Origin of the sequence: Synechococcus sp. RS9907 (assembly GCF_014279615.1) — a bacterium.
In the GTDB taxonomy this organism is placed as follows: domain Bacteria; phylum Cyanobacteriota; class Cyanobacteriia; order PCC-6307; family Cyanobiaceae; genus Parasynechococcus.
In genome coordinates this window covers 1,782,198-1,803,458 of the sequence record NZ_CP047944.1, presented here as the reverse complement: position 1 = coordinate 1,803,458, position 21,261 = coordinate 1,782,198, and the positions used below count along the sequence as shown (strand labels likewise).

At 63.8% G+C, this 21,261-nt stretch carries 23 protein-coding genes and 1 pseudogene; 3 read left to right on the top strand and 21 right to left on the bottom strand.

Annotated elements, in window-relative coordinates; all coding sequences use genetic code 11:
• Positions 1-12 precede the first annotated feature (12 nt).
• A complete protein-coding gene (locus tag SynRS9907_RS10065; RefSeq protein WP_255445862.1) occupies positions 13-1,179 on the bottom strand; it encodes an efflux RND transporter periplasmic adaptor subunit in 1,167 nt (388 codons plus the stop codon).
• A gap of 51 nt (positions 1,180-1,230) precedes the next feature.
• Here SynRS9907_RS10065 and ychF point away from each other — a divergent pair, with 51 nt between their 5' ends.
• A complete protein-coding gene (gene ychF / locus SynRS9907_RS10060; protein WP_188020905.1) occupies positions 1,231-2,322 on the top strand; it encodes a redox-regulated ATPase YchF in 1,092 nt (363 codons plus the stop codon).
• 19 nt (positions 2,323-2,341) lie between these two features.
• On the opposite strand, the gene SynRS9907_RS10055 is transcribed toward ychF, so the two are convergent.
• Positions 2,342-3,478 (bottom strand): hypothetical protein, encoded by a 1,137-nt coding sequence (locus SynRS9907_RS10055; protein ID WP_188020904.1) that lies wholly within the window; start codon positions 3,476-3,478, stop codon positions 2,342-2,344.
• Positions 3,479-3,484: 6 nt separating this feature from the next.
• Entirely contained in the window at positions 3,485-4,753 is a 1,269-nt protein-coding gene (locus SynRS9907_RS10050) for an MFS transporter (protein ID WP_188020903.1), read from the bottom strand.
• A 32-nt stretch (positions 4,754-4,785) separates the two neighbouring features.
• Between SynRS9907_RS10050 and SynRS9907_RS10045 the strand changes: the two genes are divergently transcribed.
• A complete protein-coding gene (locus tag SynRS9907_RS10045; protein ID WP_255445861.1) occupies positions 4,786-6,432 on the top strand; it encodes an alpha/beta hydrolase in 1,647 nt (548 codons plus the stop codon).
• Here the strand turns inward: SynRS9907_RS10045 and SynRS9907_RS10040 are convergent.
• The 13 genes from SynRS9907_RS10040 to SynRS9907_RS09980 form a co-directional block, all read right to left on the bottom strand.
• Positions 6,426-7,445: an ABC transporter permease gene (locus SynRS9907_RS10040; RefSeq protein ID WP_188020902.1), complete on the bottom strand. Its 1,020-nt coding sequence runs from the start codon at positions 7,443-7,445 to the stop codon at positions 6,426-6,428. The genes SynRS9907_RS10045 and SynRS9907_RS10040 overlap by 7 nt on opposite strands.
• Positions 7,445-9,004: an ABC transporter substrate-binding protein gene (locus tag SynRS9907_RS10035; protein WP_188020901.1), complete on the bottom strand. Its 1,560-nt coding sequence runs from the start codon at positions 9,002-9,004 to the stop codon at positions 7,445-7,447. Before SynRS9907_RS10035 ends, SynRS9907_RS10040 begins: the two co-directional genes overlap by 1 nt.
• A gap of 89 nt (positions 9,005-9,093) precedes the next feature.
• Complete coding sequence (locus tag SynRS9907_RS10030) at positions 9,094-9,330, bottom strand: hypothetical protein (RefSeq protein WP_041435076.1); 237 nt, start codon at positions 9,328-9,330, stop codon at positions 9,094-9,096.
• A gap of 101 nt (positions 9,331-9,431) precedes the next feature.
• Entirely contained in the window at positions 9,432-10,739 is a 1,308-nt protein-coding gene (locus SynRS9907_RS10025; RefSeq protein WP_188020900.1) for a homoserine dehydrogenase, read from the bottom strand.
• Positions 10,740-10,831: 92 nt separating this feature from the next.
• The gene (locus SynRS9907_RS10020) at positions 10,832-11,254 is read right to left on the bottom strand and encodes a SufE family protein (RefSeq protein WP_188020899.1); all 423 of its coding nucleotides are present in this window, start codon (positions 11,252-11,254) and stop codon (positions 10,832-10,834) included.
• Positions 11,255-11,261: 7 nt separating this feature from the next.
• Complete coding sequence (locus tag SynRS9907_RS10015) at positions 11,262-11,705, bottom strand: hypothetical protein (protein WP_188020898.1); 444 nt, start codon at positions 11,703-11,705, stop codon at positions 11,262-11,264.
• Between the two features lie 11 nt (positions 11,706-11,716).
• The gene (locus tag SynRS9907_RS10010) at positions 11,717-12,265 is read right to left on the bottom strand and encodes a 5-formyltetrahydrofolate cyclo-ligase (protein ID WP_188020897.1); all 549 of its coding nucleotides are present in this window, start codon (positions 12,263-12,265) and stop codon (positions 11,717-11,719) included.
• Positions 12,262-12,726 (bottom strand): crossover junction endodeoxyribonuclease RuvC, encoded by a 465-nt coding sequence (ruvC, locus tag SynRS9907_RS10005; RefSeq protein WP_115161318.1) that lies wholly within the window; start codon positions 12,724-12,726, stop codon positions 12,262-12,264. The genes SynRS9907_RS10010 and ruvC overlap by 4 nt, the downstream gene beginning before the upstream one ends.
• 18 nt (positions 12,727-12,744) lie before the next feature.
• On the bottom strand, positions 12,745-13,833 hold the full coding sequence (gene bchI / locus SynRS9907_RS10000) for a magnesium chelatase ATPase subunit I (protein ID WP_114988646.1): 1,089 nt from the start codon (positions 13,831-13,833) through the stop codon (positions 12,745-12,747).
• A 20-nt stretch (positions 13,834-13,853) separates the two neighbouring features.
• Positions 13,854-15,206, bottom strand: a complete 1,353-nt coding sequence (locus SynRS9907_RS09995; RefSeq protein WP_188020896.1) for a DUF3370 domain-containing protein — start codon at positions 15,204-15,206, stop codon at positions 13,854-13,856.
• Positions 15,203-16,348: a serine hydrolase gene (locus SynRS9907_RS09990; protein ID WP_188020895.1), complete on the bottom strand. Its 1,146-nt coding sequence runs from the start codon at positions 16,346-16,348 to the stop codon at positions 15,203-15,205. Before SynRS9907_RS09990 ends, SynRS9907_RS09995 begins: the two co-directional genes overlap by 4 nt.
• Positions 16,349-16,376: 28 nt before the next feature.
• Positions 16,377-17,123, bottom strand: a complete 747-nt coding sequence (locus SynRS9907_RS09985; protein ID WP_188020894.1) for an RNA methyltransferase — start codon at positions 17,121-17,123, stop codon at positions 16,377-16,379.
• A gap of 9 nt (positions 17,124-17,132) precedes the next feature.
• Entirely contained in the window at positions 17,133-17,546 is a 414-nt protein-coding gene (locus SynRS9907_RS09980) for a c-type cytochrome (RefSeq protein WP_188020893.1), read from the bottom strand.
• A gap of 56 nt (positions 17,547-17,602) precedes the next feature.
• Here SynRS9907_RS09980 and petG point away from each other — a divergent pair, with 56 nt between their 5' ends.
• Positions 17,603-17,719: a cytochrome b6-f complex subunit V gene (petG, locus tag SynRS9907_RS14090; RefSeq protein ID WP_071823076.1), complete on the top strand. Its 117-nt coding sequence runs from the start codon at positions 17,603-17,605 to the stop codon at positions 17,717-17,719.
• Positions 17,720-17,729: 10 nt separating this feature from the next.
• On the opposite strand, the pseudogene rsmD reads toward petG, so the two are convergent.
• From rsmD to SynRS9907_RS09955, 5 genes and pseudogenes are all read right to left on the bottom strand, one after another.
• A pseudogene (rsmD, locus tag SynRS9907_RS09975) lies at positions 17,730-18,269 on the bottom strand (16S rRNA (guanine(966)-N(2))-methyltransferase RsmD); the annotation flags it as partial.
• A complete protein-coding gene (gene hisH / locus SynRS9907_RS09970; RefSeq protein ID WP_188020891.1) occupies positions 18,266-18,907 on the bottom strand; it encodes an imidazole glycerol phosphate synthase subunit HisH in 642 nt (213 codons plus the stop codon). The gene hisH and the pseudogene rsmD, both read right to left, overlap by 4 nt.
• A 26-nt stretch (positions 18,908-18,933) precedes the next feature.
• Positions 18,934-19,257, bottom strand: coding sequence for a thioredoxin (trxA, locus tag SynRS9907_RS09965; protein ID WP_006851354.1), 324 nt, complete (start codon positions 19,255-19,257; stop codon positions 18,934-18,936).
• 180 nt (positions 19,258-19,437) lie between these two features.
• Positions 19,438-20,601, bottom strand: a complete 1,164-nt coding sequence (locus SynRS9907_RS09960) for a GuaB3 family IMP dehydrogenase-related protein (protein WP_115081876.1) — start codon at positions 20,599-20,601, stop codon at positions 19,438-19,440.
• Positions 20,602-20,664: 63 nt separating this feature from the next.
• Entirely contained in the window at positions 20,665-21,219 is a 555-nt protein-coding gene (locus SynRS9907_RS09955; protein WP_188020890.1) for a CAAD domain-containing protein, read from the bottom strand.
• Positions 21,220-21,261 lie beyond the last annotated feature (42 nt).

Below are 21,261 nucleotides of genomic sequence, written 5' to 3'. Positions count from 1 at the left end.
CACGTGGGTGGATCAATCGCGGCGATCAGCCCAGGGGGGCAGATCGATGAACACGCGGGTTCCTGATTCGAGACCGTTCAGGATCGCAGTCTTGTCGCCGCTGCTGTTGCCCAGCTCCACCGGCTGAAAACGTGGTTGCTGGTTCTCACCAACCAGCAGCACACCCTGTTGGCCGTCCTCCAGGGTGATTGCCACGGTGGGCACCAGGATTTTGGGGGTACTGCGGCCGGTCTGGAAATTGATGTCGGCGGTCATGCCGATCTTCAGTTTCTTTTGGGGGTTGATGAAGTTCAGCTTCACTTCAAAGGAGGTGACGCTGTTTTCTTTCACGGCGCGGGGGGCCACCTCACTCACCGTTGCCTGGAAGCGCTCATCGGGATAAGCATCCACCCGGATCTCGGCGGTTTGGCCGGGCTGGATGCGGCCGATGTCGCTTTCTGGAACGCGGGCCCTCACCTCCAAGCCTTGCGAGAGCTCAACGATCGAAGCGCTGGTGGCACCGGCTGTTGCCGAGGCGGCGGTGGTGGGGGTCACAAACGACCCTGGTTCGGCGTAGCGCGCTGTGATCGTCCCTGAGAAGGGGGCGCGGATCGTCTGTTCGCGGCTCTCCTGTTCAAGTTGCTCCACCCGTTCTCGGGCTGCCACCAGACCCGCCTGTCTGGCCAGCAGGTCGAAGCGGGCACCACTGAATTCGTCAGCGCTGATCACGCCGCTGGCATACAGCTGGTTTTGACGCTCGAATTCCTCTTTTTTGCTCTTGAAATTGGCTTCGGCCTGGCGCAGCAGAGCCTGTTTCTCCTGCAGCCGATCATCGAGATCACCGCGATCCATCACCGCCAGTACCTGATCTTTTTCCACCACATTCCCTTCATCCACCTTCAGCTCCGCCAGCAGACCCTGCTTGCGCGGACTCACGTTCACCTTCTGCTGGGCCTGCAGTTCGCCGCTGGCGTTGATCACACCAGAGAGCACGCCGCGCTCAGCGGTGGTGGTGTAAGGCTTTAGATCCCGTTGACGGTTGCTCCAGGGACCGAAACGCAGCAGTAGCCCACCCCCGCATAGGGCCAGCACGAGCAGCCCCACCATTGCGGCTTTGGGCCGTCTGGATCGTGCTTTTGCCACTGAGGCCAGCTCTGCTTCAGGCGGTGGGGACGCAGGGGAGCGCAAGGACTGCAGCATGGGCCCACAAAACTTCACAACAGTCTCGCCGCTGGCCGGTAGATTCCGCCGATGCTCAAAGCCGGAATTGTCGGATTGCCCAACGTGGGTAAGTCCACCTTGTTCAATGCGTTGGTCGCCAACGCTCAGGCGCAGGCTGCCAATTTTCCGTTCTGCACGATCGAGCCCAACGTCGGCACCGTGGCGGTGCCTGATGAGCGACTGGACCGGCTCACAGAACTGAGCAAAAGCCAGGACACCATTCCGACCCGGATGGAGTTTGTCGACATTGCTGGTCTGGTGAAAGGCGCCAGCCAGGGCGAAGGTCTGGGCAACAAGTTTCTGGCCAACATCCGTGAGGTGGACGCGATCGTTCACGTGATCCGCTGTTTCGAGGACGATGACGTCATCCACGTTTCAGGGTCAGTGGGTCCCTCCCGGGATGCGGAGGTGATCAATTTGGAGCTGGGTCTGGCGGATCTGGCTCAGATTGAGAAGCGCCGGGAGCGTCTCAAGAAGCAGATGCGCACCAGCAAAGAAGCGCAGGTGGAAGACGCTGCTCTTGAACGGATTCAGGCGGTGCTCGAGAACGGTGGTGCGGCCCGCAGCGTCGATCTGAACGATGAAGAAGCGGTAATGATCAAGCCCTTGGGGCTGTTGACCGCCAAGCCGATCATCTACGCCACCAATGTGAGTGAAGACGACCTGGCTGAGGGCAATGCCTTCTGCACCGAGGTGGTTGAACTGGCCGCCAAGGAAGGTGCTGAAACGGTGCGGATCTCTGCCCAGGTGGAAGCAGAGCTTGTGGAACTGGGAGATGAGGAAACCGCGGACTATCTGGAAGGTCTTGGGGTGACGGAAGGCGGTCTGCAAAGCCTGATTCGGGCCACCTATCGATTGCTCGGGCTGCGCACTTACTTCACGACCGGTGAAAAGGAAACAAGGGCCTGGACGTTCAAAGCCGGGATGACCGCTCCGCAGGCTGCCGGTGTGATTCACACCGATTTCGAGCGAGGCTTCATCCGCGCTCAGACCATCGGTTGGGAGAAGCTGCTGGAAGCCGGCTCACTGGCGGAAGCCCGCAACAAAGGCTGGCTGCGCAGTGAAGGAAAAGAGTATGTGGTGGCTGAAGGCGATGTGATGGAGTTCCTGTTCAACGTCTGATCACGATCCGGTCCACGTTTTATCGGCGCAACATCATCCTGATCAGTCGTTTCAGCGCTGAGAAATGTCCAGCGGCTTGTTGTTGCTTGATGCGATTCAGCAAGCGTTGCGCAACAGCATGCATTCGAACTTCGGCTTCGATGGATGGAGGGGCATAGGCCGTACGCCTGCGTTGTGTGTCTGGGTTGGATGTGGAGAAGGCATCGTTCCAGCTGCAGTTCCAAGCAGCCTGGGCAAACCGGTCGTTGTTGGCTTCGAAATGACGTGTCACCTTCTTGGTGAGCTTGCGTGAATAGCCCCAGAAGGATGGATCGTTCCAGCGTCGTTGACGCTCCTCGTTGAGGATGATTTGAGAGGAATTGCCAATGCTCTTGGGGGAAATGCCGTTCTCCCTGAGGAGTTGGCTGAGCACCCGTGCCAGCCACACGCCTCGGGTCCTTGGGCTGCGGTTGTAGTGCTTCCGGGGGCAAGATTTCCAGGGCAGTGTTGTTGAGAGGTTGATGGTGCGAATGAACTGCTCAAAAGGATCAACGCCTTCCTGGCGGAATGGCAGAAAACTCACGTTCAAACCCTTGGCTTTTGCTTTCAGCAAAGGCTGGAAGTAGTTCCAGAAATCAAACACATCCTGCCGGCGTTTGATTTTGCCTCGCTTGGGTTTCTCGTTCTGAAGTTTTCCCTGCAAGGCATCATCAACAAATTGCTCAAAGGTTTGGTGGTGATAAAAACGCCGCAGTGAGTAGATGTAGCGCGAGTTGATGTAATCGAGTTGGCTGCGAATGAAAATCACGATGTGAAGCTCATAGCCCGCTGCATCCGCCAGAGCCTCAAGTTGCCGGATGCATTGGGGATCAGTGAGCGGCACGGCGAATTGCTCGGCACTGAGCAGGCAGTGCTGGCCCTCTGGCTGTTGCATGAAGAACGCCTTCCAGCGTTTGGTCCTTCGTTTGCACAGCTCAGCGGCCAGTTTTTTCGGTTTGGGTTTGCATTCGAGAGGGTCCTGCAGGCTGATGCCTTGGCTGCTCAGAAGCTTGCGATTGCGGTGCAGCCGTTCCTGGATGTAGGTGGAGGCTGTTTTATGCGTACCGGCGTGCACGATCAGTTGAGGCCGTTGGCTCTGAAGGGACTGATCTGCCTGGCCTGATCGGGTCTGCGTCATGGTCCTTCAGTGCGGAGTCATTCTCCTTGTTTCCGCTGAACCAACAGAGCCATCAGCCCCAACGACCGCCGCGCCCCCGTCCTGGAGAACCCCAGCTTCAGAGCTTGTTGTAGCCCCGTAGCGCGGCTTGAGACTGCGCAGGGTGGGGAGCACGACCAGGCAGGCTCCACCCATCAGCAGCCAGAGCAGCAGGCCGTTGTTTTGAAGGTCGAGCAAGGCTCCTCCAGCCAATGGGGCCACGATGGCGCTGATGGCGAAGCACTGGGAAAACAGCGCCATCGCCAAACCACGGTGTTCTGGTGGTGTCTCTTCAATGACGGCTTCCGTGGCCGTGGGCAGGAAAGCGGCCTGGGCGAAGGCCATTGGCAGCAGGGCTGCAAGCACCAGGATCGTTCCGTTCTCGAATAAAGAAGACAGGGCAATCAGGCTGCAGCCAAGGCTGAATCCCGCCAGACTCAAGCCGAGGCCGAAGGCAACGCTGCGCTCCGCCAGCCAACGGCCCACCGGCCACTGCAGGCTCACCAACAAGGTCAACTGAAGGGCGATTAGGGCACTGCTGTGGCTTTCGCTCAGGGCCGGTCGCACCAGCCCGCCGCGCACCAGATCGAGGGGAAGCGCACTCTGTTGAAGGGCCAGGATCCCTGTGGCCACCAAGCTGATCAGCAGCACCGGCAGCAGGGGTAGCAGCCAAGGAAGCCGGGTCATCGGCCGTGGTCGTTGACCAACCGGATCTGGTCTGTTGCCGCTGAGGTTGCGGTAGGGCGGACCGTCCTGGAGTGGAACAAGGCTGATCAGCACCAACACGGCGCCCATACAAACCACCTCAACGCTGTACACCGTTCGCAACACTCCCAAGCTGGCGGCGATGGTTCCGATCAGCGTTCCAATGCCGATCCCCAGGGCATCGGCACTGCGCACCAGGGCGTAGCCCCGGCTGGAGGGAAGGTTGCCGCAACTCAGGGGAACGGCCAATTCGATGGCAGGCCAGTACAGACCCGCCGCGCAGCCCAGCAGCAGTTGTCCGAGCAGGTAGCTGTTGTAGTTGTCGGCCTGCAGCAGGATCAGATCAGCCGCAATAGCCAGCAGGGTTGTGCCCCGTACCGGCCAGGAGCAGCGGATGCCGCGATCGAGCAAAGCACCACTCAGCAGGCGCACCACCGTGCCGATCAGGGCAGAGACGGCCAGGCCGCTTCCCACTTCACGCGCTGAGAAGTCGATCGCATGAAAGATCAGCGGCGTCATGAACATCACCCCGCCGGCACCGATGGACGCCATGAACCTCAGTCGGGTGACATTTCTCAGGGGTGATGGAAACTGGTTCCACCAACGCAGAGGGTCAGGCGTTGCTGCGCGGACGCTTAACAGGACGATGCATCGCGATGGGCTTGATGGGCAGTCTGCTGCTCAGCACATGCGGATCGTGGCCTGTTGGCTCCACAGAACGTGTGGAGGTCAAGATCGACGGTGTGGTTCTTCAGATTTCAGTAGAGGAACTCGGAGCCTTTGTTCGCTCGCCGACGGCTGATCTGGCGCAGCTTTCGCGATCGGAGTTGTCCACCTGGATGGGGCTTCTCGCTCCCGAGAGCCGCAAGGGGCTGATCCGTCTGCTCCAGGCTCCGGTGCTCTCCCGCCGCAGCCTCGGCCGTCAGCTGCTCAGCAGCTGGGGGGCGGGTCCGCTGCTGGATGCGCTGGGGGAATTGATTCGCGTGGAGGACGGTCAGCGTCTCAACCGTTCCCTGGTGCTCTCCACGCTGGAGCAGCTGCTCGAACGGCAGGAAACCGTTTCAACGCTGGATGTGTTGGAGGCGTTGCCCACCCCGCAGTTGCGTCTGGATCTGGATGCATTGGTGGCTGCTGCCAACCGCTGGCGGCTGGAATTGAAGCGTCATCAGGCCTTGATGCGGACTTTGGCTCGGGAAGAGGCTCGGCTGCAGCCCCTTCAGGGCAGGGCGCGTTCTGCCTCGGCTGATGCGCTCCGTCACGAAACGCTTGCAGTGGGCCATCGTTCGCGGCCATTGCGCCTGGAAGGTTGGATCCCCCAGTCGCCTCGATCGGATCAGACATGGGTCTTGATGATGCCGGGGCTGGGCGGTGACCCCAACCACTTCCACTGGCTGGCCCGTTCGCTGATGCAGGCGGGCTGGCCCGTGCTGGTGCTGGAGCATCCCGGCAGTGATGCTGCCGCTGTTCAGGGTTTGCTGGAGGGGCGGCAGTCGTTTGATGGCGCCGCAGCACTTCGTGATCGGTTGGCTGATCTGAAGGCGGTGCTGGAGGCGCAACGACGGGGCGATTTGAACATCCCCGGGACCGAGGTGGTGCTGATGGGCCATTCCCTGGGTGCCTTAACGGCCCTCCTGGCCAGTGGTGCGGAGCTGCTGCCCGGGATGGCTCAGCGCTGTGAAGCGGCCCTGGCTGGCTTGCCCCTGACCAACCTGTCGGAATTGCTTCAGTGCGAACTGGCGGCAGGCCGTGTGCTCGAGAGCAAAGCAATGGACTCGCTGCCCCGGGCGGTGGTGGGGCTCAACAGCTTTGGTGGGTTGATCTGGCCGCACCGCGCCAGTCGGGCGTTGCCGATTCCGCTATTGATGGTGGGTGGCACCCTCGATCTGATCACCCCTCCTCTGGATGAGCAGCTGGCTCTTTTGGCTGGATTGGCGGAGCATCCCGCCAGCCGGGTGGTGGTGGTGGAGGGGGCCAGTCACTTTTCACCGATTCGTGTGGATGGCCAGGGCAAGGCGTCAGAGGGGGACGACATCTTCCGGCTCGGCGAAGAGTTGGTGGGCGTCAATCCCCTCAGCGTTCAACGGGTGATTGCTTATGAAGTCATCCGTTTTCTTGATTCCCTGAACTCCCCGTCAGCCAGCAACGATGCCGTTCACCTGATGGACGCCAGTTCCAAGACGCGCTGGCATCGCTTTGGCCGTCGCAGGGCCCTGCAGCTGCTGGATCAGTAGCGCACCCGTGGATCGAGGCTGGCCACCAGCAGGTCAACGGCAACACTCACCAGCACCACCAGGGCGGCGATCACCACCACGATCCCCTGAACGACGGGGTAGTCCCTCTGGTTGATGGCTTCCTGCAGCCGCAAGGCAATGCCTGGCCAGGAAAAGGTCACTTCAATCAGCAGGGCTCCCCCGATCAAGGAGGCCACGGTGATGCCAGCAATGGTGAGCACCGGCAGCAAAGCATTGGGCAGTCCGTGGCGCAGGATCACCTGGCGCTCACTGAGGCCGCGGCTGCGCGCCGCTTCCACGTGGTCGCCGCGCAGGGTGCGCCGCAGGTTCAGTCGCAGGGCGGTCGTGAAGGTGCCGCTGAGCAGCAGGGCCAGGGTCCCCGCGGGCAGGATCAGATGACGCACGGTGCCTCGGAAAGCGGCCCAGTTGTTCTGCAGAGCGCTGTCCAGCAGGAAAAATCCGCTGCCCTCGGGGGGGAGAAGGCTGGGGGGGAAGCGCCCGCCCACAGGCAACCAGCCCAGGCTGACGGCGAATACCAGCTGCACCAGCATGGCCACCCAGAAGGGCGGCAGGGCATAGGTGCCCAATCCATAGAGGCGTCCGCCCAGGTCAATCTTTCCCTCGGGCCGGGCAATGCCGCTGAAGCCAATGCTCAGCCCCACCACGGCAGCCAACACCAGGGCGATCACGCTCAGCTCCAGGCTGGCGGGCAGGGTTTTGCCGATGATGGCTCGCACCGGCTCCTGGTTGATCAGGGCCTGCCCCAGATCGCCGTGGATCAATCCATTGAGATAGCTGAGGTACTGATCCAGCAACGATTGATCCAGGCCAAGCCGAGCTCGCATGGCGGCTTTGGCGGCGGCGGGGGCACGGCTGCCGAGCACCGCATCCACGGGATCCCCTGGGGCGACGCGCAGCAACAGGAACACCAGGCTGGCGATCAGCCACAACATCAAGGGCGCCAGGGCGAGGCGGGTGGCGCTGTAGCGGGCGAGGTCTCGGGCGCGTCCCATCAGTTGTTCGTTGCTCCGTCCTGGCGGCGCTCCAGCTCAGCGAGCATCAGCTGACCACTGCCATCAAATCGTGGAGGGTTGAGGTTCAGCTGGGCCCAGGCCCGAGGTGAATCCAGCCAGACGGGGATGTAGGCGGCACCGTCGGCGGAGAGATGGTCCACACGATCCAGGGCGGTGCGGCGGGCATCGCCCGTCAGCGTGTCGGATTTCAGCAGGGCGGTCTGCAATCCGGGGGCACTCCAGAAGCTGCCGCTGATGGCTGCTTCCCCTTCCATGCAGATGTTGCCCTCCACCGAGGTGCAGCTCAACAGCGGCGTCAGATAGGCCTCCGGATCGGGGTAGCTGCCGCGCCAATCCATCATCACGGCTTTGAAGGCACCTTCCCCCAGCTGGCGGTAGATGGTGGTCGACTCGACACCATCCAGATCCAACACCAGGCAATCCGAGAGGTCCCGTTGCACCTGGGCCTGCCAGGTGAGGGCCAGCAATTTGTCGGCGGGCACATTGGAGCGGAAAGTGAGCGGAAAGCGCAGGGTGCTGCCGTTGCAGTAGCCCGCCGCCTGCAGCAGCTTTCGGGCCTGCTCGGGGTTGTGTTCGGGCCATGGGGCCATGGCGCCACCGGCCAGGCTGGGGGGCACCAGCGCCCGCAGCGGACGGCGCAGCCCGTAGCTCACCCGTTCACTGATCTCGTTTCGGTTCAGGCTGACGGCCAGGGCCCGTCTGAGGTTGGGGTCCTGGAATGGCTCCCGGTTGCTCAGCAGGGTGATGTAGCCGATCTCCATCGCCGGACCCACTGACTCGTGCAGCTCCCCCGCGCTGGCCCGTTCATGCAGGGTATGGCGCTGGTCTTCGTCGATCGAGGCGGAGAGCAGCAGATCCACCTCGCCACTGCGCAATGCCCCGTAGAGCGCCGTGGAGTTGCTCAGCGTGATCAGATCGAGGCCGTTGTTGCGAGGCGCCTCACCCCAATACTGGGCAAAGGGCTCCAAGCGTTGCTGATGTTCGCTGAAGCGGGTCAGTTGGTAGGGGCCTGTCCCCACAAAGCGGTCGTGCAGAAAACGGTCCTGGTGGTTGCTGTAGGCCGTTGGTGAGATCGGGGTGAGGTTGATCGACGTCAGCAGACCCTGGAGGGATGTGGAGGGGCGACTGAGCCGCAGCCGCAGGGTGTGGCTGTCGGCTTCCTCCACCGCCGCAATCCGATCGCCCACCACATAGCTGAGGGTTCCAATCTCGAGGAAACGCCGCAGGCTGAAGGCCATGGCTGCGGCATTGAACGGCGTTCCATCGTGAAAACGCACGTCGGTGCGCAGGGGAACCGTGACGGTGCGACCGCCATCACTCAGAACGGGAGCCGATGCCGCCAGGCGAGGTTCCAGGGATCCATCCCGCTTCAGGCGATAGAGCGGATCCCCCAGGGCGCTGATCAGCTGCGTGGCGCCGAGGGTGCTGGCCTGGGCTGGATCCAGGGAGCTGATTCGGCCCGCCGAGGCCACCGTGATGCGGCTGGTGGGCGGCGGGGCCTGACACCCCATCTGGGTGATGGCCAGGGCCAGAGCCATCAGCGCGCCACCGCACGTCCATCTCGTGGGGCGATCGATGCGCTTCAACGGGCCTCAACCATCGACGGTTCGGCCCATTCAACAGGGACTTACCCGACCTGGCGAATCCTTTCCAACGAGATTTCGAACACCGGTGAGCCCTCGTTGCTCTGCAGGGGCCAGCGGCGCACCCAGCAGCGGTCATGGTCACCATCCACGCCGATCACTTGATAGGTGTCGTCGTCACTGTCGAGATTGACGCAATCTCCCTGGTGCACCGTCATCGGATTCACCCCCTCCTCTAGGGGGCAGCCTTGACCGGGACTCGAGCAGGTGAGGTTCTGCATGAACCGTTTCGAGCACAGATCTGAGGATTCAGGCCTGTGCCGTGAAAGTTCTTGACACTCTGACGCACGCCCGGGGGCATTCGCCAGGGCGGAAGCTCTCCTTAGAGGCAGCCGAGGTGAGTGGCCAGGCCAGACACCTCCGGCAAAGCCTGGATGGCGTCGAGCGCTTCATTCATCTGGCGTTGGCTCACTTCATGGGTGATAACAACGATCTCGGCGCCGGCGTCGCTGGCATTGAACTGCACGATCGACTGGATCGACACGTTGCGTTGGCCGAAGCAGCCACCCACCTTGCCGATCACGCCGGGGGCATCTTTTGTCTTGAAACGCACATAGTGGCGTTGGCGAATGTCGCCTGAGTCGACCAGAGCGCAGGGTCGCCAGCTGCTGGCCGCCAGCAGAGGGTCCACGTTCCCCGGCCCTTCACTGGCCTGGCGGATGCCAGCGATGTTGAGGATGTCGGCCACCACCGCAGAGGCGGTCGGGCCGGCTCCCGCACCAGGGCCGTAGAACATCACCCGGCCAATGGGGTCACCTTCCACAAGGATGGCGTTGTTGACGCCGTTCACGCCGGCCAGGGGGTGGTCCTTGGGCACCAGCGTGGGCTGCACTCGTAGCGAGAGGGGCAGGGGATCGCCGCTTTCGGCCATGCGCTCGGCCACGGCCAGCAGCTTCACGCCGTAGCCCAGTTGATTGGCGTAATCCACATCCACGCCCTGCAGGCCACTGATGCCGTCGGTGGGAACGGCAGCCCGATCCACGCTGCCGCCGAAGGCCAGGGTGGCCAGGATTGCGATCTTGTCGGCCGCATCAAGACCGTCCACATCCGCTGCCGGATCGGCTTCGGCGTAGCCCAGCTCCTGGGCATCCTTGAGCACCGCGTCATAGGCGGCCCCCTCCTCAGCCATGCGGGTGAGGATGTAGTTGGTGGTGCCGTTGATGATGCCGCTGACGCGGTTGATGCGGTTGCCCCCCAGGGACTGCTTCAGCGGCTCAATGATGGGAATGCCGCCACCAACGGCGGCCTCGATCAGCACGTACACCCCCGCGGCGGCCGCGGCTTCAGCGATTTCCTGACCGTGGCGTGCGATCACGGCCTTGTTGGCGGTCACCACGGATTTGCCGGCTGCAATCGCCTGGAGAATCAGGCTGCGGGCCGGCTCCAGACCACCGATCACCTCCACCACCACGTCCACGGCTGGGTCCTGAATCACCGACGATGGGTCGGTGGTCAGCAGGCTTTCGTCCAGGGCGACGGGCCGGGGGCGGTTCAGATCGCGGACGGCAACACGGATCAGCTCCAGTTCACCCACCAGCGGGTGACGTTCGCTGGGGTTCTGGAGGATCGACGCCACTCCACCGCCAACCGTGCCCAGTCCCAGCAGACCCACGCCGACCTTTGCTGCCATCCCCTGTGATCCGTGTTGGAACGTTTGCGAGCGACTCTATGTATTGACGTGATTTGGCTTCTGTTCCTGTTCCTGTCCTGATCAGCGCTTGATCAGCTGTCCAGTTGACGGGCCTGCTCCTGCATGGCCAGAAGGATGTTGAGGAAGCCATTGGCGCGGGAGGGCGTCAGGCTGGCCTGCAGGCCTGTTGCCGCAATGAAGGCCGGGTCCACAGCCTGCACCTGGGCCGGCGTCAATCCATCCAGCCCCTGGATCAACAATGCCAGCAGTCCCTTGGTGATCAGCGCATCGGAGTCCCCCTGCCAGCGCATCACTCCCTCATCGAGGGCACCCCGCACAAACACCTGCGACACACATCCCTTCACCTTGATGTCGTCGGTCTGCTGCTCGGCCGGCATGGGCGCGAGCTTCTTGGCCAACCAGAGCACGTACTCATAGCGGCGCTTTGGATCGGCGGTGCCGCCCAAGCGCTCCACCATCCGGTCGAGGGCATCACTGCCGGTGCTGGTGGCCATGCGGGGCTCAGTCGTTTCGACGTCGCACGCTAACCAGCAGCCCCACCATCACCAGGCTGAAGGGGAACATGACCACCTCGTTCAGATCCACTTCGCCGTTTTGAACGGGAAGTTCGAGGTAGTCGCGGTGGCCTGGACCTCCGTCCACCTGGAGATCAACGGTGCCGTTGCCAACGCTGCTGAGATCGAGGCTGAGGCGTCCCTCGGCATCGGTGCGGCCCAGTTCCTGCCCTGGCGTGCCATCGGCATTGAGCAGGCGAACAACGGCCCCCTGGGTGGGCTCACCGTTGGAAAAGCTGCTGCTCAATTGCAGATCACCATCGAGATACTGCAGAGCACTTTCGATCTGATGGGCCTTGGCAGGGGCCAGCAGCGCGCCCTGCAGCACCGAGCCGAGCAGAACCAGTGGAGCCAGCAGACGCAGCATGGAAGGGCGTTCAATGGTGCCCATAATGCGGCCCCTCAGGCGGGCCGGCCAGCACCCTGTTCCGTGATCCAGCCGGTGAACGGAACATCCCAGGACTCTCGAGGCAACGCCTCGGCCGCAAGGCAGGTTGAGGGCAGCACCACCCAGGCCGGTACGGCAGCCCAGGCGGGATCAGCCCTGAGCCGGTCGTAATACCCACCGCCGTAGCCCAGGCGGATTCCCGCGCCGTCCACCGCCAGAGCCGGCACCAGCAGCAGCGCCAGCTGATCGGGTTGCAGAGCATCTCCAGCGGCAGGCGCGGGAATGCCGCAGCCATCGGGCTGAAGCGGCTCCTCACCCCAGCTCCGGTAGATGAGCCGGCCGTTGCCATCGGCCACCGGCAAGGCCAAGGGCGGATGGGGACCATCCCGCAGCGGCCGTACATCCACCTCCCCCGGAAGGGGCCAGTAGATCCCCACATGGCGGCTGCCGCAGTTGAACTGGCCGATCAGCGCCGCCACGGCGTTCTGGATGGATCGTGTGGCGGCTTCCTCCAGATGACGCTGGGCTTTGAAGTGACGGCGCAGGGTTGGCTTGCTGCTCATCGCTGCAACCAGGCCGTCAGCGCCACCGCCAGGGCATCGGCCGCATCGTCCGGGCGGGGCGGTTCCTCCAGGTTCAACTCCCGCATCACCGCCTCCAGCACTTCATCCTTTTCGGCATGGCCGAACCCCGCCACGGCGAGTTTGATCTGCATCGGAGGGAACTCCACCATCGGGATCTTGAAGCGGGCCAGGGTCATCACCACCACGCCCCGCGCCTGCACCACGTTGATGGTGTTGCTGGATCGGTAGAAGAAAAACTTCTCCACGGCTGCCAGTTCCGGGCGCCAGATCCGGATCAGCTGGCGCAGGTCGCCAGCAATCTCCACCATCCGATCACCATCGGATCGACCGGAATCGGTCTGGATGATGCCGCAATCGAGCATGCGCTGGCATCCGTCCTGGATGTCAATCACCCCATAGCCCACCCGGGCGAGGCCCGGGTCGATGCCGAGGATCCGCATGGGCTGATTGTGGGGGGATCAGGCGGCGAGGGCCAGTTCGAAATCAGCGCGGTCGCTGCTCTCGCTGCGCTCAAACACCTTGCAGAACACTTTCACCACGCGGTCGCCCGAATCCACCTGCTCCAGGGGGTCCTTGCGCAGCCGGTGGCGCAGGCAGCAGGAGGCCACGCGGGCCACGTCTTCCTCGCTCACTTCCGTGCGTCCCTCGAAGGCAGCCAAGGCTCGGGCGGCACGGTTGGTGACGATGTCACCCCGCAGACCATCCACATCCAGCTCGCCGCAGACGGCGGAGATGCGTAGGCGCAGATCCTCATCGATGGTCACCTGGCCGAGGCGTTGCTGGGCCTCCACCACCCGCTGTTGCAGGGCGTTTTGATTGCCCTCCACGGCGGTGCTGAAGCCATCGGGATCGCTGTCGAAAGCGGTGCGCTGGTCCACCACCTGCACCCGCAGCTCCGGATCACGCACGGTGCGCACTTCCACGCTCATGCCGAAACGGTCGAGCAGCTGGGGGCGGAGTTCGCCTTCCTCGGGGTTGCCGGAGCCGATCAACACGAAACGGGCAGGGTGGCGCACCGAGACGCCTTCCCGTTCCACCGTGTTCCAGCCGGAGGCCGCCGAATCAAGAAGGACGTCGACGAGGTGGTCGTCGAGCAGGTTCACCTCATCCACGTAGAGCAGGCCGCGGTTGGCCTTGGCCAGCAGGCCGGGCTCAAAGGCGCGTACGCCTTCGCTCAGGGCTTTCTCGATGTCGATGGTGCCGCAGAGGCGGTCTTCCGTTGCACCGAGGGGCAGGTCCACCATCGGCACCTGCCGCGGTTCGGTGCTCAGGGTTTCCCCCTGCTGCATCCGCTCGCGCACCTCACTGCTTTGCAGGTCGGGATCGCTGGCCGAGCTGTTGTAAGGATCGCCGGCGACAACGTCGATGTCCGGCAGTAGATCAGCCAGGGCACGGATCGTGGTGGATTTGCCGGTGCCACGGTCTCCCATGATCATCACGCCGCCGATGCGCGGATCGATCACGTTGAGAAGCAGGGCCAGCTTCATCTCCTCTTGACCGATCACCGCAGTGAAGGGGAAGACCCTGCGCTTCCGGGGTGCAGTCACGAGCAATTCTCTAGGCGTGCTCAGGATTGTTTCACAGGCTGCACGGTGATGACCTGCGGTGGCGTGGCATCAGCGGGATAGACCAGGCGAACGCGCACCTCTTTGTCCTCCCCTGGCTTGAGCATCAGCTGCCCCAGGGACGGCCCCTGCTGCCCCTGGCGAAGCACCAGGTGCTGGGTCTGGCGCCCCTTGGTAACACCCTCTGAATCCTCCAGACCCGTGGTCTGCACAGGCCCGCGGAACATCACCGGACCGTTGAGGTCATCGCGGAAGCGCAGCAAGGAGGTGGTGCTGTTGCCTTTGAGGGGCGAATCCAGCGACAACTGCAGCGTGACCGCGGCTGAACCGGTGTTTTTCAGCGGCAGGGTGAGGTCGTACTCCACCCCATAGTTGCCGTGGGCCGCCCAGGCGGTGCCGGGGTAAAAGCTTTTGAGTTCCGCGGTTTGCACCTGGTTGGTGGCGAGGGTGCCGCGCTCCAGGCTGCTGATCGGCCAGGAGATGGGTGCCGTTGGTGCGGCCAGCACTGGGCTGCCCGGGTCGGTGATGCGCGCCCGCCAGCTGCTGCCGATCTGAATACCGCTCACCCGGGAATAGATGATCTTGCCCTTGCTGCCCCGTGGGGTGGGTTGGTGCTCCTTGTTGCTCATGCGCTGGTCTTTGAGCAGCTGCAGCCAGTGCTGTTCGCTTGGAGCCTTTCCGTTTTCACCGTGGGCGGCCAGGGTGGCCAGCGCCACAGGGCCGGAGCTGTGGAAGCGCAGTTGCAGGTTGCGGCCGTTGAGCAGGGGATCGAGACCGGCCACGGGAATGGGCAGCAGCAGCAGCTGTGTGGGTGCGCCCGGTGCCAGGCTCCAGCGGCGGGTGGTGAGTTCCGCTGCGCGGCGGCCGGCCAACAGATCTCCGGCCACACGGCTGCCGGGGCCAGACGCCACCACGTCGGTGGTTTCCGGCATCAGGCTCGGCAAGGGCAGGAAGGGGGCCTGGGTCTGGCCGGGCCCTGTGGCCTGCGAGAGCGAGGTGCTTCCCGAGAGCAGCTGCAGGGTCACAGGAGCGTTCCCCAGCGGAGCCGCCAGCACCGCCAGCCACAGGGTTGAGCTGGGGCTGCCCTCCGCATCACCGGCATACACGTGGTGGCTGAACAGGTCAAAGCGACCGTTGAGCACCACCGGAACTGACGCCGCCTTCCCGTCGGGGAAGGTTGAGATCAGGATGCCGTCGTCCTCGATCAGTTCGGGGTTGTTGTCGTTCACCATCAACACGCTGTCGAGGCCTCCCGGCAGGGGGCGAACGCTCTGTTGACGCTCAATCACCTCCGCAGCGCCGGGCATGGCTGTAACAGCCAGCCAGGCAGCAGACAACAGCGGAGCGAACTTCATGGCTTGGGCGGAACAGGGATGGGTTTGAGGTGCGGTGCCATGGCAGCGGCGAGCCGACGGATCAGTTCGGTGGATCGGGGGTCGTTGAAGGGGCCCTCCACCAGAAATCCCGCCACAGCGCGTCGTCCGTCGGGGAGTTCGATCAGTCCGGCATCGGCGTAGGCGATGCCGATGTCACCTGTTTTGTTGTAGACGCGGTACCCCTTGCGGGCCAGGCTTGCGTCCGGTTCGCCCTGGGCGCCACCGAGGCCGCGCATCAAGCCCCTGGGCAGCAGCGTGTTGGTGATCGACGTGCCCATCACCTCGCGAAACAGATCCCGGCTGCGGGGAGCCAGCAGCTCCCCGCTGTCCACCAAGGCGATGGCCCGGCTGAGATCTCTGGCACTGGTGGTGTTGGTTCCGTCGAGATCCGGCAGCCAGTTGTTCACCACGGTGGAGGGCAGGTCCAGCTCCTGAAAGCGGGCGTTGATCGCATCCATTCCGCCCGCCCGGGCAATCATCAGGTTGGTGGCGGAGTTGTCGCTCACCCGGATCATTTCCGTGGCTACCTCATGGGTGGGGAAGCGACTGCCCAGGGGCCGGGAGGCCATCCAACCGGCGCCTCCCCCCACCAGCTCCTCGGTGAGCGTGAGCGGTTCGTTCCACTGCAGTGTTCCCTGATCCAGCAGTTCCAGCACTGCGAGCAGGATCGGCGTCTTGATCGAGCTGGCGGCAGCCATCGGCCGTTCGGCCTGCATGGCCGCAAAGCGCCCGTCGTCGAGGATCAGCATGTAGGCGCTGGCCTGCAGATCGCTCTGTTGTGCGGCCAGCTCCAGCCAGCGCTCTGAGAGCGCCCTGATTTCCTGCCTGGGGGCGAAGCGTGCCTGCTTCAGGCCTTTCGCCACGACAGAAGCAGTTCTCTTCCCTGGGGCGTTTTCAGTGCTGGGCGGCTCCACGGCGTCACCGAGCAGCGTGGTGATCAGCGCTTGATCGGCCAGCCAGCTGGGTAGGGCGATCTCCTGTTGCTGAACGCGCGGCGCCAGCAGCCGCAGGCCGCTGCCGGTGAGCAGTCCAAGACCCACCCCCATCAGCACCAGCCGCAGGATGAGCTGGGCCGGACCTCTCCAGCCGGCGGAGCGACGTGACGAACGACTGCTGCTCAACCTTTCAGCCGTGACTGTTCGGCAGAGATTAGGGGCGCTTGGCGCGGATGGCCCAGCGCAGTTGGCGCACCATTCCCCGCAGCAGAGCCACCTCTTCGGCGCGCACCGTGGCGCGTTGCAGCAGATCCCGCACCTTGGCCATGCGGGCGGCGGCGGTGTGCTCCAGCAGGAAACCGGCCTCCAGTAGCAGGTCAGTGGCGTCGTCAAGACAGGCTGAAAGCGCCTTGGCGGCTGCCGGGTCCGGCGATGGGGGCTCGATGCAGCGGGTTTCCGTGCTCCCGCTGTTGAGTCGGGCCAACTCATGCAGCACCACCGCCACGGCGTGGGAGAGATTCAGCGAGGGATAGGCCTCCCCGCTCTGCAGGCAGAGAACCCTCTGGCAGAGCCGCAGCTCACTGTTGCTGAGTCCGCGGTCTTCCCGACCAAACACCAAGGCCACGGGGGCGTCTGAGCTGGAGCTGCTGCCATCGCTGGCCAGCAACCAACCCAGGGCCTGCTCGGGTGTTTGCAGGGGGATCTCGCCATGGTCCAGGCGTCCGCAACTGCCCACGGTGCGGCGGCAGTCATGGATGGCCGTCAGCAGGTCGGGAACCACCACGGCGCCCTGAAGCAGCGCCTGGCCGTGCACGGCCATCAGCATGGCCTCCTCGCTGAGGTGGTCACAGCGGGGGGCCACCAGCCGCAGTTCGCCCACCCCGAAATTGGCGCAGAGCCTGGCCACGCTTCCGATGTTCAGGGGGCCGGCCGGCTCCACCAGCACGACAACGGCATTCAAGGCAGCGGCTCAGCTGAGGGTGTGCAGGTAGGCCAGCAGATCGGCCATCGATTGCGGTTCCATCTCAAAGCTCGGCATGGGGGGAGTCTCGCCGCTGATGATCTGGTGCACCAGAACGGGGTCTTTGAGTTGGTTGCTGACGCCCTGAAGTTGAGGGCCCACCAACCCCTGGCCGGCAAGGCCATGGCAGCCGGCGCAATTGATTCGGAACAGCTGGCCGCCGTGGTCAACGGCCCCCTGCAGTTCAAGGCTGGCCTTGATGTAAGGGTCCTGCTGGGCGCTGCCCAGAACCCAGAGCACCAGCACCACGCAGGCCGTGGCAGCCGAAACCACGAGCGCGGCGATCAGGCCGCGACCCCGATCGCTCGAACCATTTGCATCAGCTGATGCCGATTCGGCCGCAATTCGTGACGGCTGGACCACAGACCCGGAGTTCCAATGAGAGAATTCTCTCTAATTCTGATTGCTGACGCGACGCGATGATCGAACCTCTGCTCTGCGGCATCGTTCTGGGTCTGATCCCCGTCACGTTGATGGGTCTGTTCGTGGCGGCATGGAACCAGTACCGCCGTGGTGGCAGCGCTCTGGGGGGCTGAGCAGCATCACGCTGCTGATGCCGTAGCGGCGTTGATCCACCACCCTCCAACCTGAGCCCGGTTCTGGGTTCAGGTTGGAGCGGTGTTCACACACCACCAGAGAATTCTGGTGAAGCCAATTCCCCTCCGCGAGAGCGATCAGGCAGGGTTCGTAGAGGCCCTGGTCGTAGGGAGGGTCGAAATAGACGATGTCGAAGGGCTCCTGGCTCCAGCCCTTGCGCAGCCACGAGATCAGTTCCCGCCGTTCGGTGCGGATTTCCGGAGCCGGTGAACGGCTTGCCGCCACGGCACTGAGGTTGCTGCGGCTGACGCGGATGCATTGCGGGTCTTGATCAACGGCCACCACACAGCGCGCTCCCCGCTGCAGGGCCTCACAGCCCATCACGCCGCTGCCGCTGCAGAGGTCGAGCCAGCGGCAGTCCTGCAGTTGCGGGGCGAGGATGTTCATCACCGCTTCGCGCACCCTGGAGGTGGTGGGCCGGGCCGTGCGCCCCCCGGGGCTCAGCAGCCGTCGCCCACCGCTGAGGCGCAGTTGCCCGCCACCGCTCATGGGCAGGGTTCAGCCCCGTTGCGCAGCCAGGTCAACCAGCGCTTGAGCATCTCTTCTCCGGCATCGGACGACTTCTCTGGATGGAACTGGCAAGCGCCGACGCGCCCCCGCCACACCACAGCGGTCACCTCCTGATCGCCGAAGGGGGCCGAGGCCTTGAGGTCATTTCGATCGGTGGGAACAGCGGCGTAGCTGTGCACGAAATACACCCACTCCGAGGGGGCATCACTGCTGAGCAGCGGGCAGCTGCCGTGATGCTTCAACGGAGCCCAGCCCATGTGGGGGATGCGTTCGCCGCTGTTGCTGGGCAGGCGGCTCACCCGTCCGCCCAGGAGCCCGAGGCCTGGATCGCTGCCTTCGTCGCTCTGCTCGAATAGCAGTTGCAGGCCGAGGCAAATGCCGAGCAAGGGGCGATCCTCCTGACCCCAGCGCCGCAGGTGGGGCACCAGTCCGGTGGCCCTGAGGTTGGCCATGGCCGGATCAAAAGCGCCGACCCCGGGCAGGATCAGCGCATCGACGCCCTTCAGATCATCGGCGTTATGAATTAATGAGCAGCCTTGATCCAGCCGCTCGAGGCATTTCTCCACGGAGTGGAGATTGCCCATGCCGTAATCGATTAACCCGAGGTTCAGACTCAACCGGTCGATCCGTTCTTGAGACGGATTCAGAGGTACTTGGAAATGGTGCCTGACAGGGTTGCCTTGGGAACAGCGCCCACGACGGTGTCAACCTTCTGGCCGCCCTTGAACACCATCAGCGTCGGGATGCTGCGGATGCCGTACTGGCTGGCCACGTTGGGGTTCTCGTCGGTGTTGAGCTTGAACACCTTGATCTGGCCGTCGAATTCCTTGGCGATCTCTTCAACGATCGGAGCCACCATGCGGCAGGGTCCGCACCAGGGTGCCCAGAAGTCCACGAGAACCGGCACGTCGCTTTGGAGCACGTCCTGCTCGAAGGATGCGTCGGTGACAGCAGCAGCGCTGGACATATGAGCAGGGGAATTTAGGGAGAATTTAGCAACGGTTTTGAGCGAAAACACAGCTCTTCTCTGCTGAGAAGGGAACTGTGACAGTCGCTCTCCACAAAGAGTGAAAGCCCGATCGCGCCGGGCCGGGGGGTGTGAGGAGTGTGTGGGCCGAAGCCCGCACAGCTCCAATTTAGCCCTGCCTTACTTGCCCATTCCGAGGTGCTGGGCCTTTTGGTAGACCTTGCCTTCCGTCAGCAGGGAGGGTGCCACGACCACCTCCACCTGCTGCATCTCCTTGATGGTTTGGGCGCCGAGGGTGCCCATGGATGTCTTGAGGCAGCCCAGCAGGTTGTGGGTGCCGTCGTCCAACTTGGCCGGGCCGCGCAGGATGCGTTCGATGCTGCCGGTGTTGCCCACATTGATGCGGGTGCCGCGAGGCAGCACCGGGCTCGGGGTGGCCATGCCCCAGTGGAAGCCACGGCCGGGAGCTTCCTCAGCCCGGGCGATGGGGGAACCGATCATCACGGCGTCGGCGCCGCAGGCGATGCACTTGCAGATGTCACCGCCGGTGACGATGCCACCGTCAGCAACGATCGGCACGTAGCGACCGCTTTCCTTTTCGTAGTCGGCCCGGGCGGCAGCACAGTCGGCCACTGCGGTGGCCTGGGGAATGCCCACGCCGAGAACGCCACGGGAGGTGCAGGCGGCACCGGGACCGATGCCCACCATCACGCCGGCGGCACCAGCCCGCATCAGCTGCAGGGCCACGTCGTAGGTGACGCAGTTGCCGATGACCACGGGAACGCCCATGTCGCGGCACAGGGCTTCAAGGTCGAGGGTCTCCTGGCCTGCAGGGCCGGTGTGATCCGTCGAGACCACAGTGGCCTGCACGAAGAACAGGTCGGCTCCGGCTTCGGCGATGGCCTTGCCGAAACGCATGGCTGCCACCGGAGTGCCGCTAACGGCGGCGATGCCTCCCTGGGCCTTGATGTCCTGGATGCGTTTGCGGATCAGCGCCTCTTGAACCGGCTGGCTGTAGATCTCCTGCATCAGCGGGACGAATTCGTCCTTGCCGACGGCGGCGATGCGATCCAACACCTGGTTGGGGTCTTCGTAGCGGGTCTGAACACCCTCAAGGTTCAACACGCCGAGGGCGCCCAGTTGAGACAGGCGAACGGCCATGCCCACGTCCACCACGCCGTCCATGGCGCTGGCGATGATCGGGATCTCGCGCTCGATTCCGCCCAGGGTCCAACGGGTATCGGTGACCTCGGGGTCCACCGTGCGACCCCCAGGCACCAGGGCGATTTCATCGATTCCGTAGGCCCGGCGAACGGTCTTGGAGCGTCCGAGCTGAATGTCCACCGCGCGACTTCAATAAAGTTAGATCAAACTACCAATCGGGATGATCGCCTCAGCTTGATCTGGTCAGCTCGATCGGCCCGTCACGCGGGTCCAGGTGGAGCGGGCACCCTTGATGAAGTTGTCCCGATCGCTGTTGCGGATCAGGTTGCGCAGGGCGAAGTTCACCAGCCAGATCACGCCGGCCAGCTCCAGCAGGCCTGGCACCAGAGGGATGCTGTTGATGGTGTTGAGCACGCCGGAGTAAACCGTCGCCACCAGGCTGAACACGATCAGGCCGCCCACCACCCGCAGCGGCAGCTGGGCTTTGGTCCAGAGCTCAGCCAGATCGTTCTGCTCGAGCCAGTCCTTCACCTTGCCCACCAGCAGCTCCCACTCGCCGCCGTCCCCATCGGCGCTCTCCTGAGCAGGGATCGACACGGTGGAAGCAATCACCGGGTCTGGTGTTGGAGCGGGGGTTGGTGCCGGAGTGGGTGCAGGAGTCGGCGCAGGTGTTGGGGCTGGAGTGGGTGCCGTAGTCGGCTCAGGTTCCGGCGTTGCTGCGGGCGAGGGCTCCGGTGTGGGCGTGGGGTCGCTGCCTGAGGTTTCGGCTTCAGGGCGCGGCTCGTCGACAGGACCCATCACGTCAGTGGAAAGCATCGGGATTTTATCCGGACTTTTCTG

Excerpts from the sequence above, each read along its gene's own strand:
- SynRS9907_RS10065 (WP_255445862.1), bottom strand. The coding sequence starts at position 1,179 with ATGCTGCAGTCCTTGCGCTCCCCTGCGTCCCCACCGCCTGAAGCAGAG.
- ychF (WP_188020905.1), top strand. The coding sequence starts at position 1,231 with ATGCTCAAAGCCGGAATTGTCGGATTGCCCAACGTGGGTAAGTCCACC.
- SynRS9907_RS10055 (WP_188020904.1), bottom strand. The coding sequence starts at position 3,478 with ATGACGCAGACCCGATCAGGCCAGGCAGATCAGTCCCTTCAGAGCCAA.
- SynRS9907_RS10050 (WP_188020903.1), bottom strand. The coding sequence starts at position 4,753 with ATGGCGTCCATCGGTGCCGGCGGGGTGATGTTCATGACGCCGCTGATC.
- SynRS9907_RS10045 (WP_255445861.1), top strand. The coding sequence starts at position 4,786 with ATGGAAACTGGTTCCACCAACGCAGAGGGTCAGGCGTTGCTGCGCGGA.
- SynRS9907_RS10040 (WP_188020902.1), bottom strand. The coding sequence starts at position 7,445 with ATGGGACGCGCCCGAGACCTCGCCCGCTACAGCGCCACCCGCCTCGCC.
- SynRS9907_RS10035 (WP_188020901.1), bottom strand. The coding sequence starts at position 9,004 with ATGGCTCTGGCCCTGGCCATCACCCAGATGGGGTGTCAGGCCCCGCCG.
- SynRS9907_RS10030 (WP_041435076.1), bottom strand. The coding sequence starts at position 9,330 with ATGCAGAACCTCACCTGCTCGAGTCCCGGTCAAGGCTGCCCCCTAGAG.
- SynRS9907_RS10025 (WP_188020900.1), bottom strand. The coding sequence starts at position 10,739 with ATGGCAGCAAAGGTCGGCGTGGGTCTGCTGGGACTGGGCACGGTTGGC.
- SynRS9907_RS10020 (WP_188020899.1), bottom strand. The coding sequence starts at position 11,254 with ATGGCCACCAGCACCGGCAGTGATGCCCTCGACCGGATGGTGGAGCGC.
- SynRS9907_RS10015 (WP_188020898.1), bottom strand. The coding sequence starts at position 11,705 with ATGGGCACCATTGAACGCCCTTCCATGCTGCGTCTGCTGGCTCCACTG.
- SynRS9907_RS10010 (WP_188020897.1), bottom strand. The coding sequence starts at position 12,265 with ATGAGCAGCAAGCCAACCCTGCGCCGTCACTTCAAAGCCCAGCGTCAT.
- ruvC (WP_115161318.1), bottom strand. The coding sequence starts at position 12,726 with ATGCGGATCCTCGGCATCGACCCGGGCCTCGCCCGGGTGGGCTATGGG.
- SynRS9907_RS09995 (WP_188020896.1), bottom strand. The coding sequence starts at position 15,206 with ATGAAGTTCGCTCCGCTGTTGTCTGCTGCCTGGCTGGCTGTTACAGCC.
- petG (WP_071823076.1), top strand. The coding sequence starts at position 17,603 with ATGATCGAACCTCTGCTCTGCGGCATCGTTCTGGGTCTGATCCCCGTC.
- trxA (WP_006851354.1), bottom strand. The coding sequence starts at position 19,257 with ATGTCCAGCGCTGCTGCTGTCACCGACGCATCCTTCGAGCAGGACGTG.
- SynRS9907_RS09955 (WP_188020890.1), bottom strand. The coding sequence starts at position 21,219 with ATGGGTCCTGTCGACGAGCCGCGCCCTGAAGCCGAAACCTCAGGCAGC.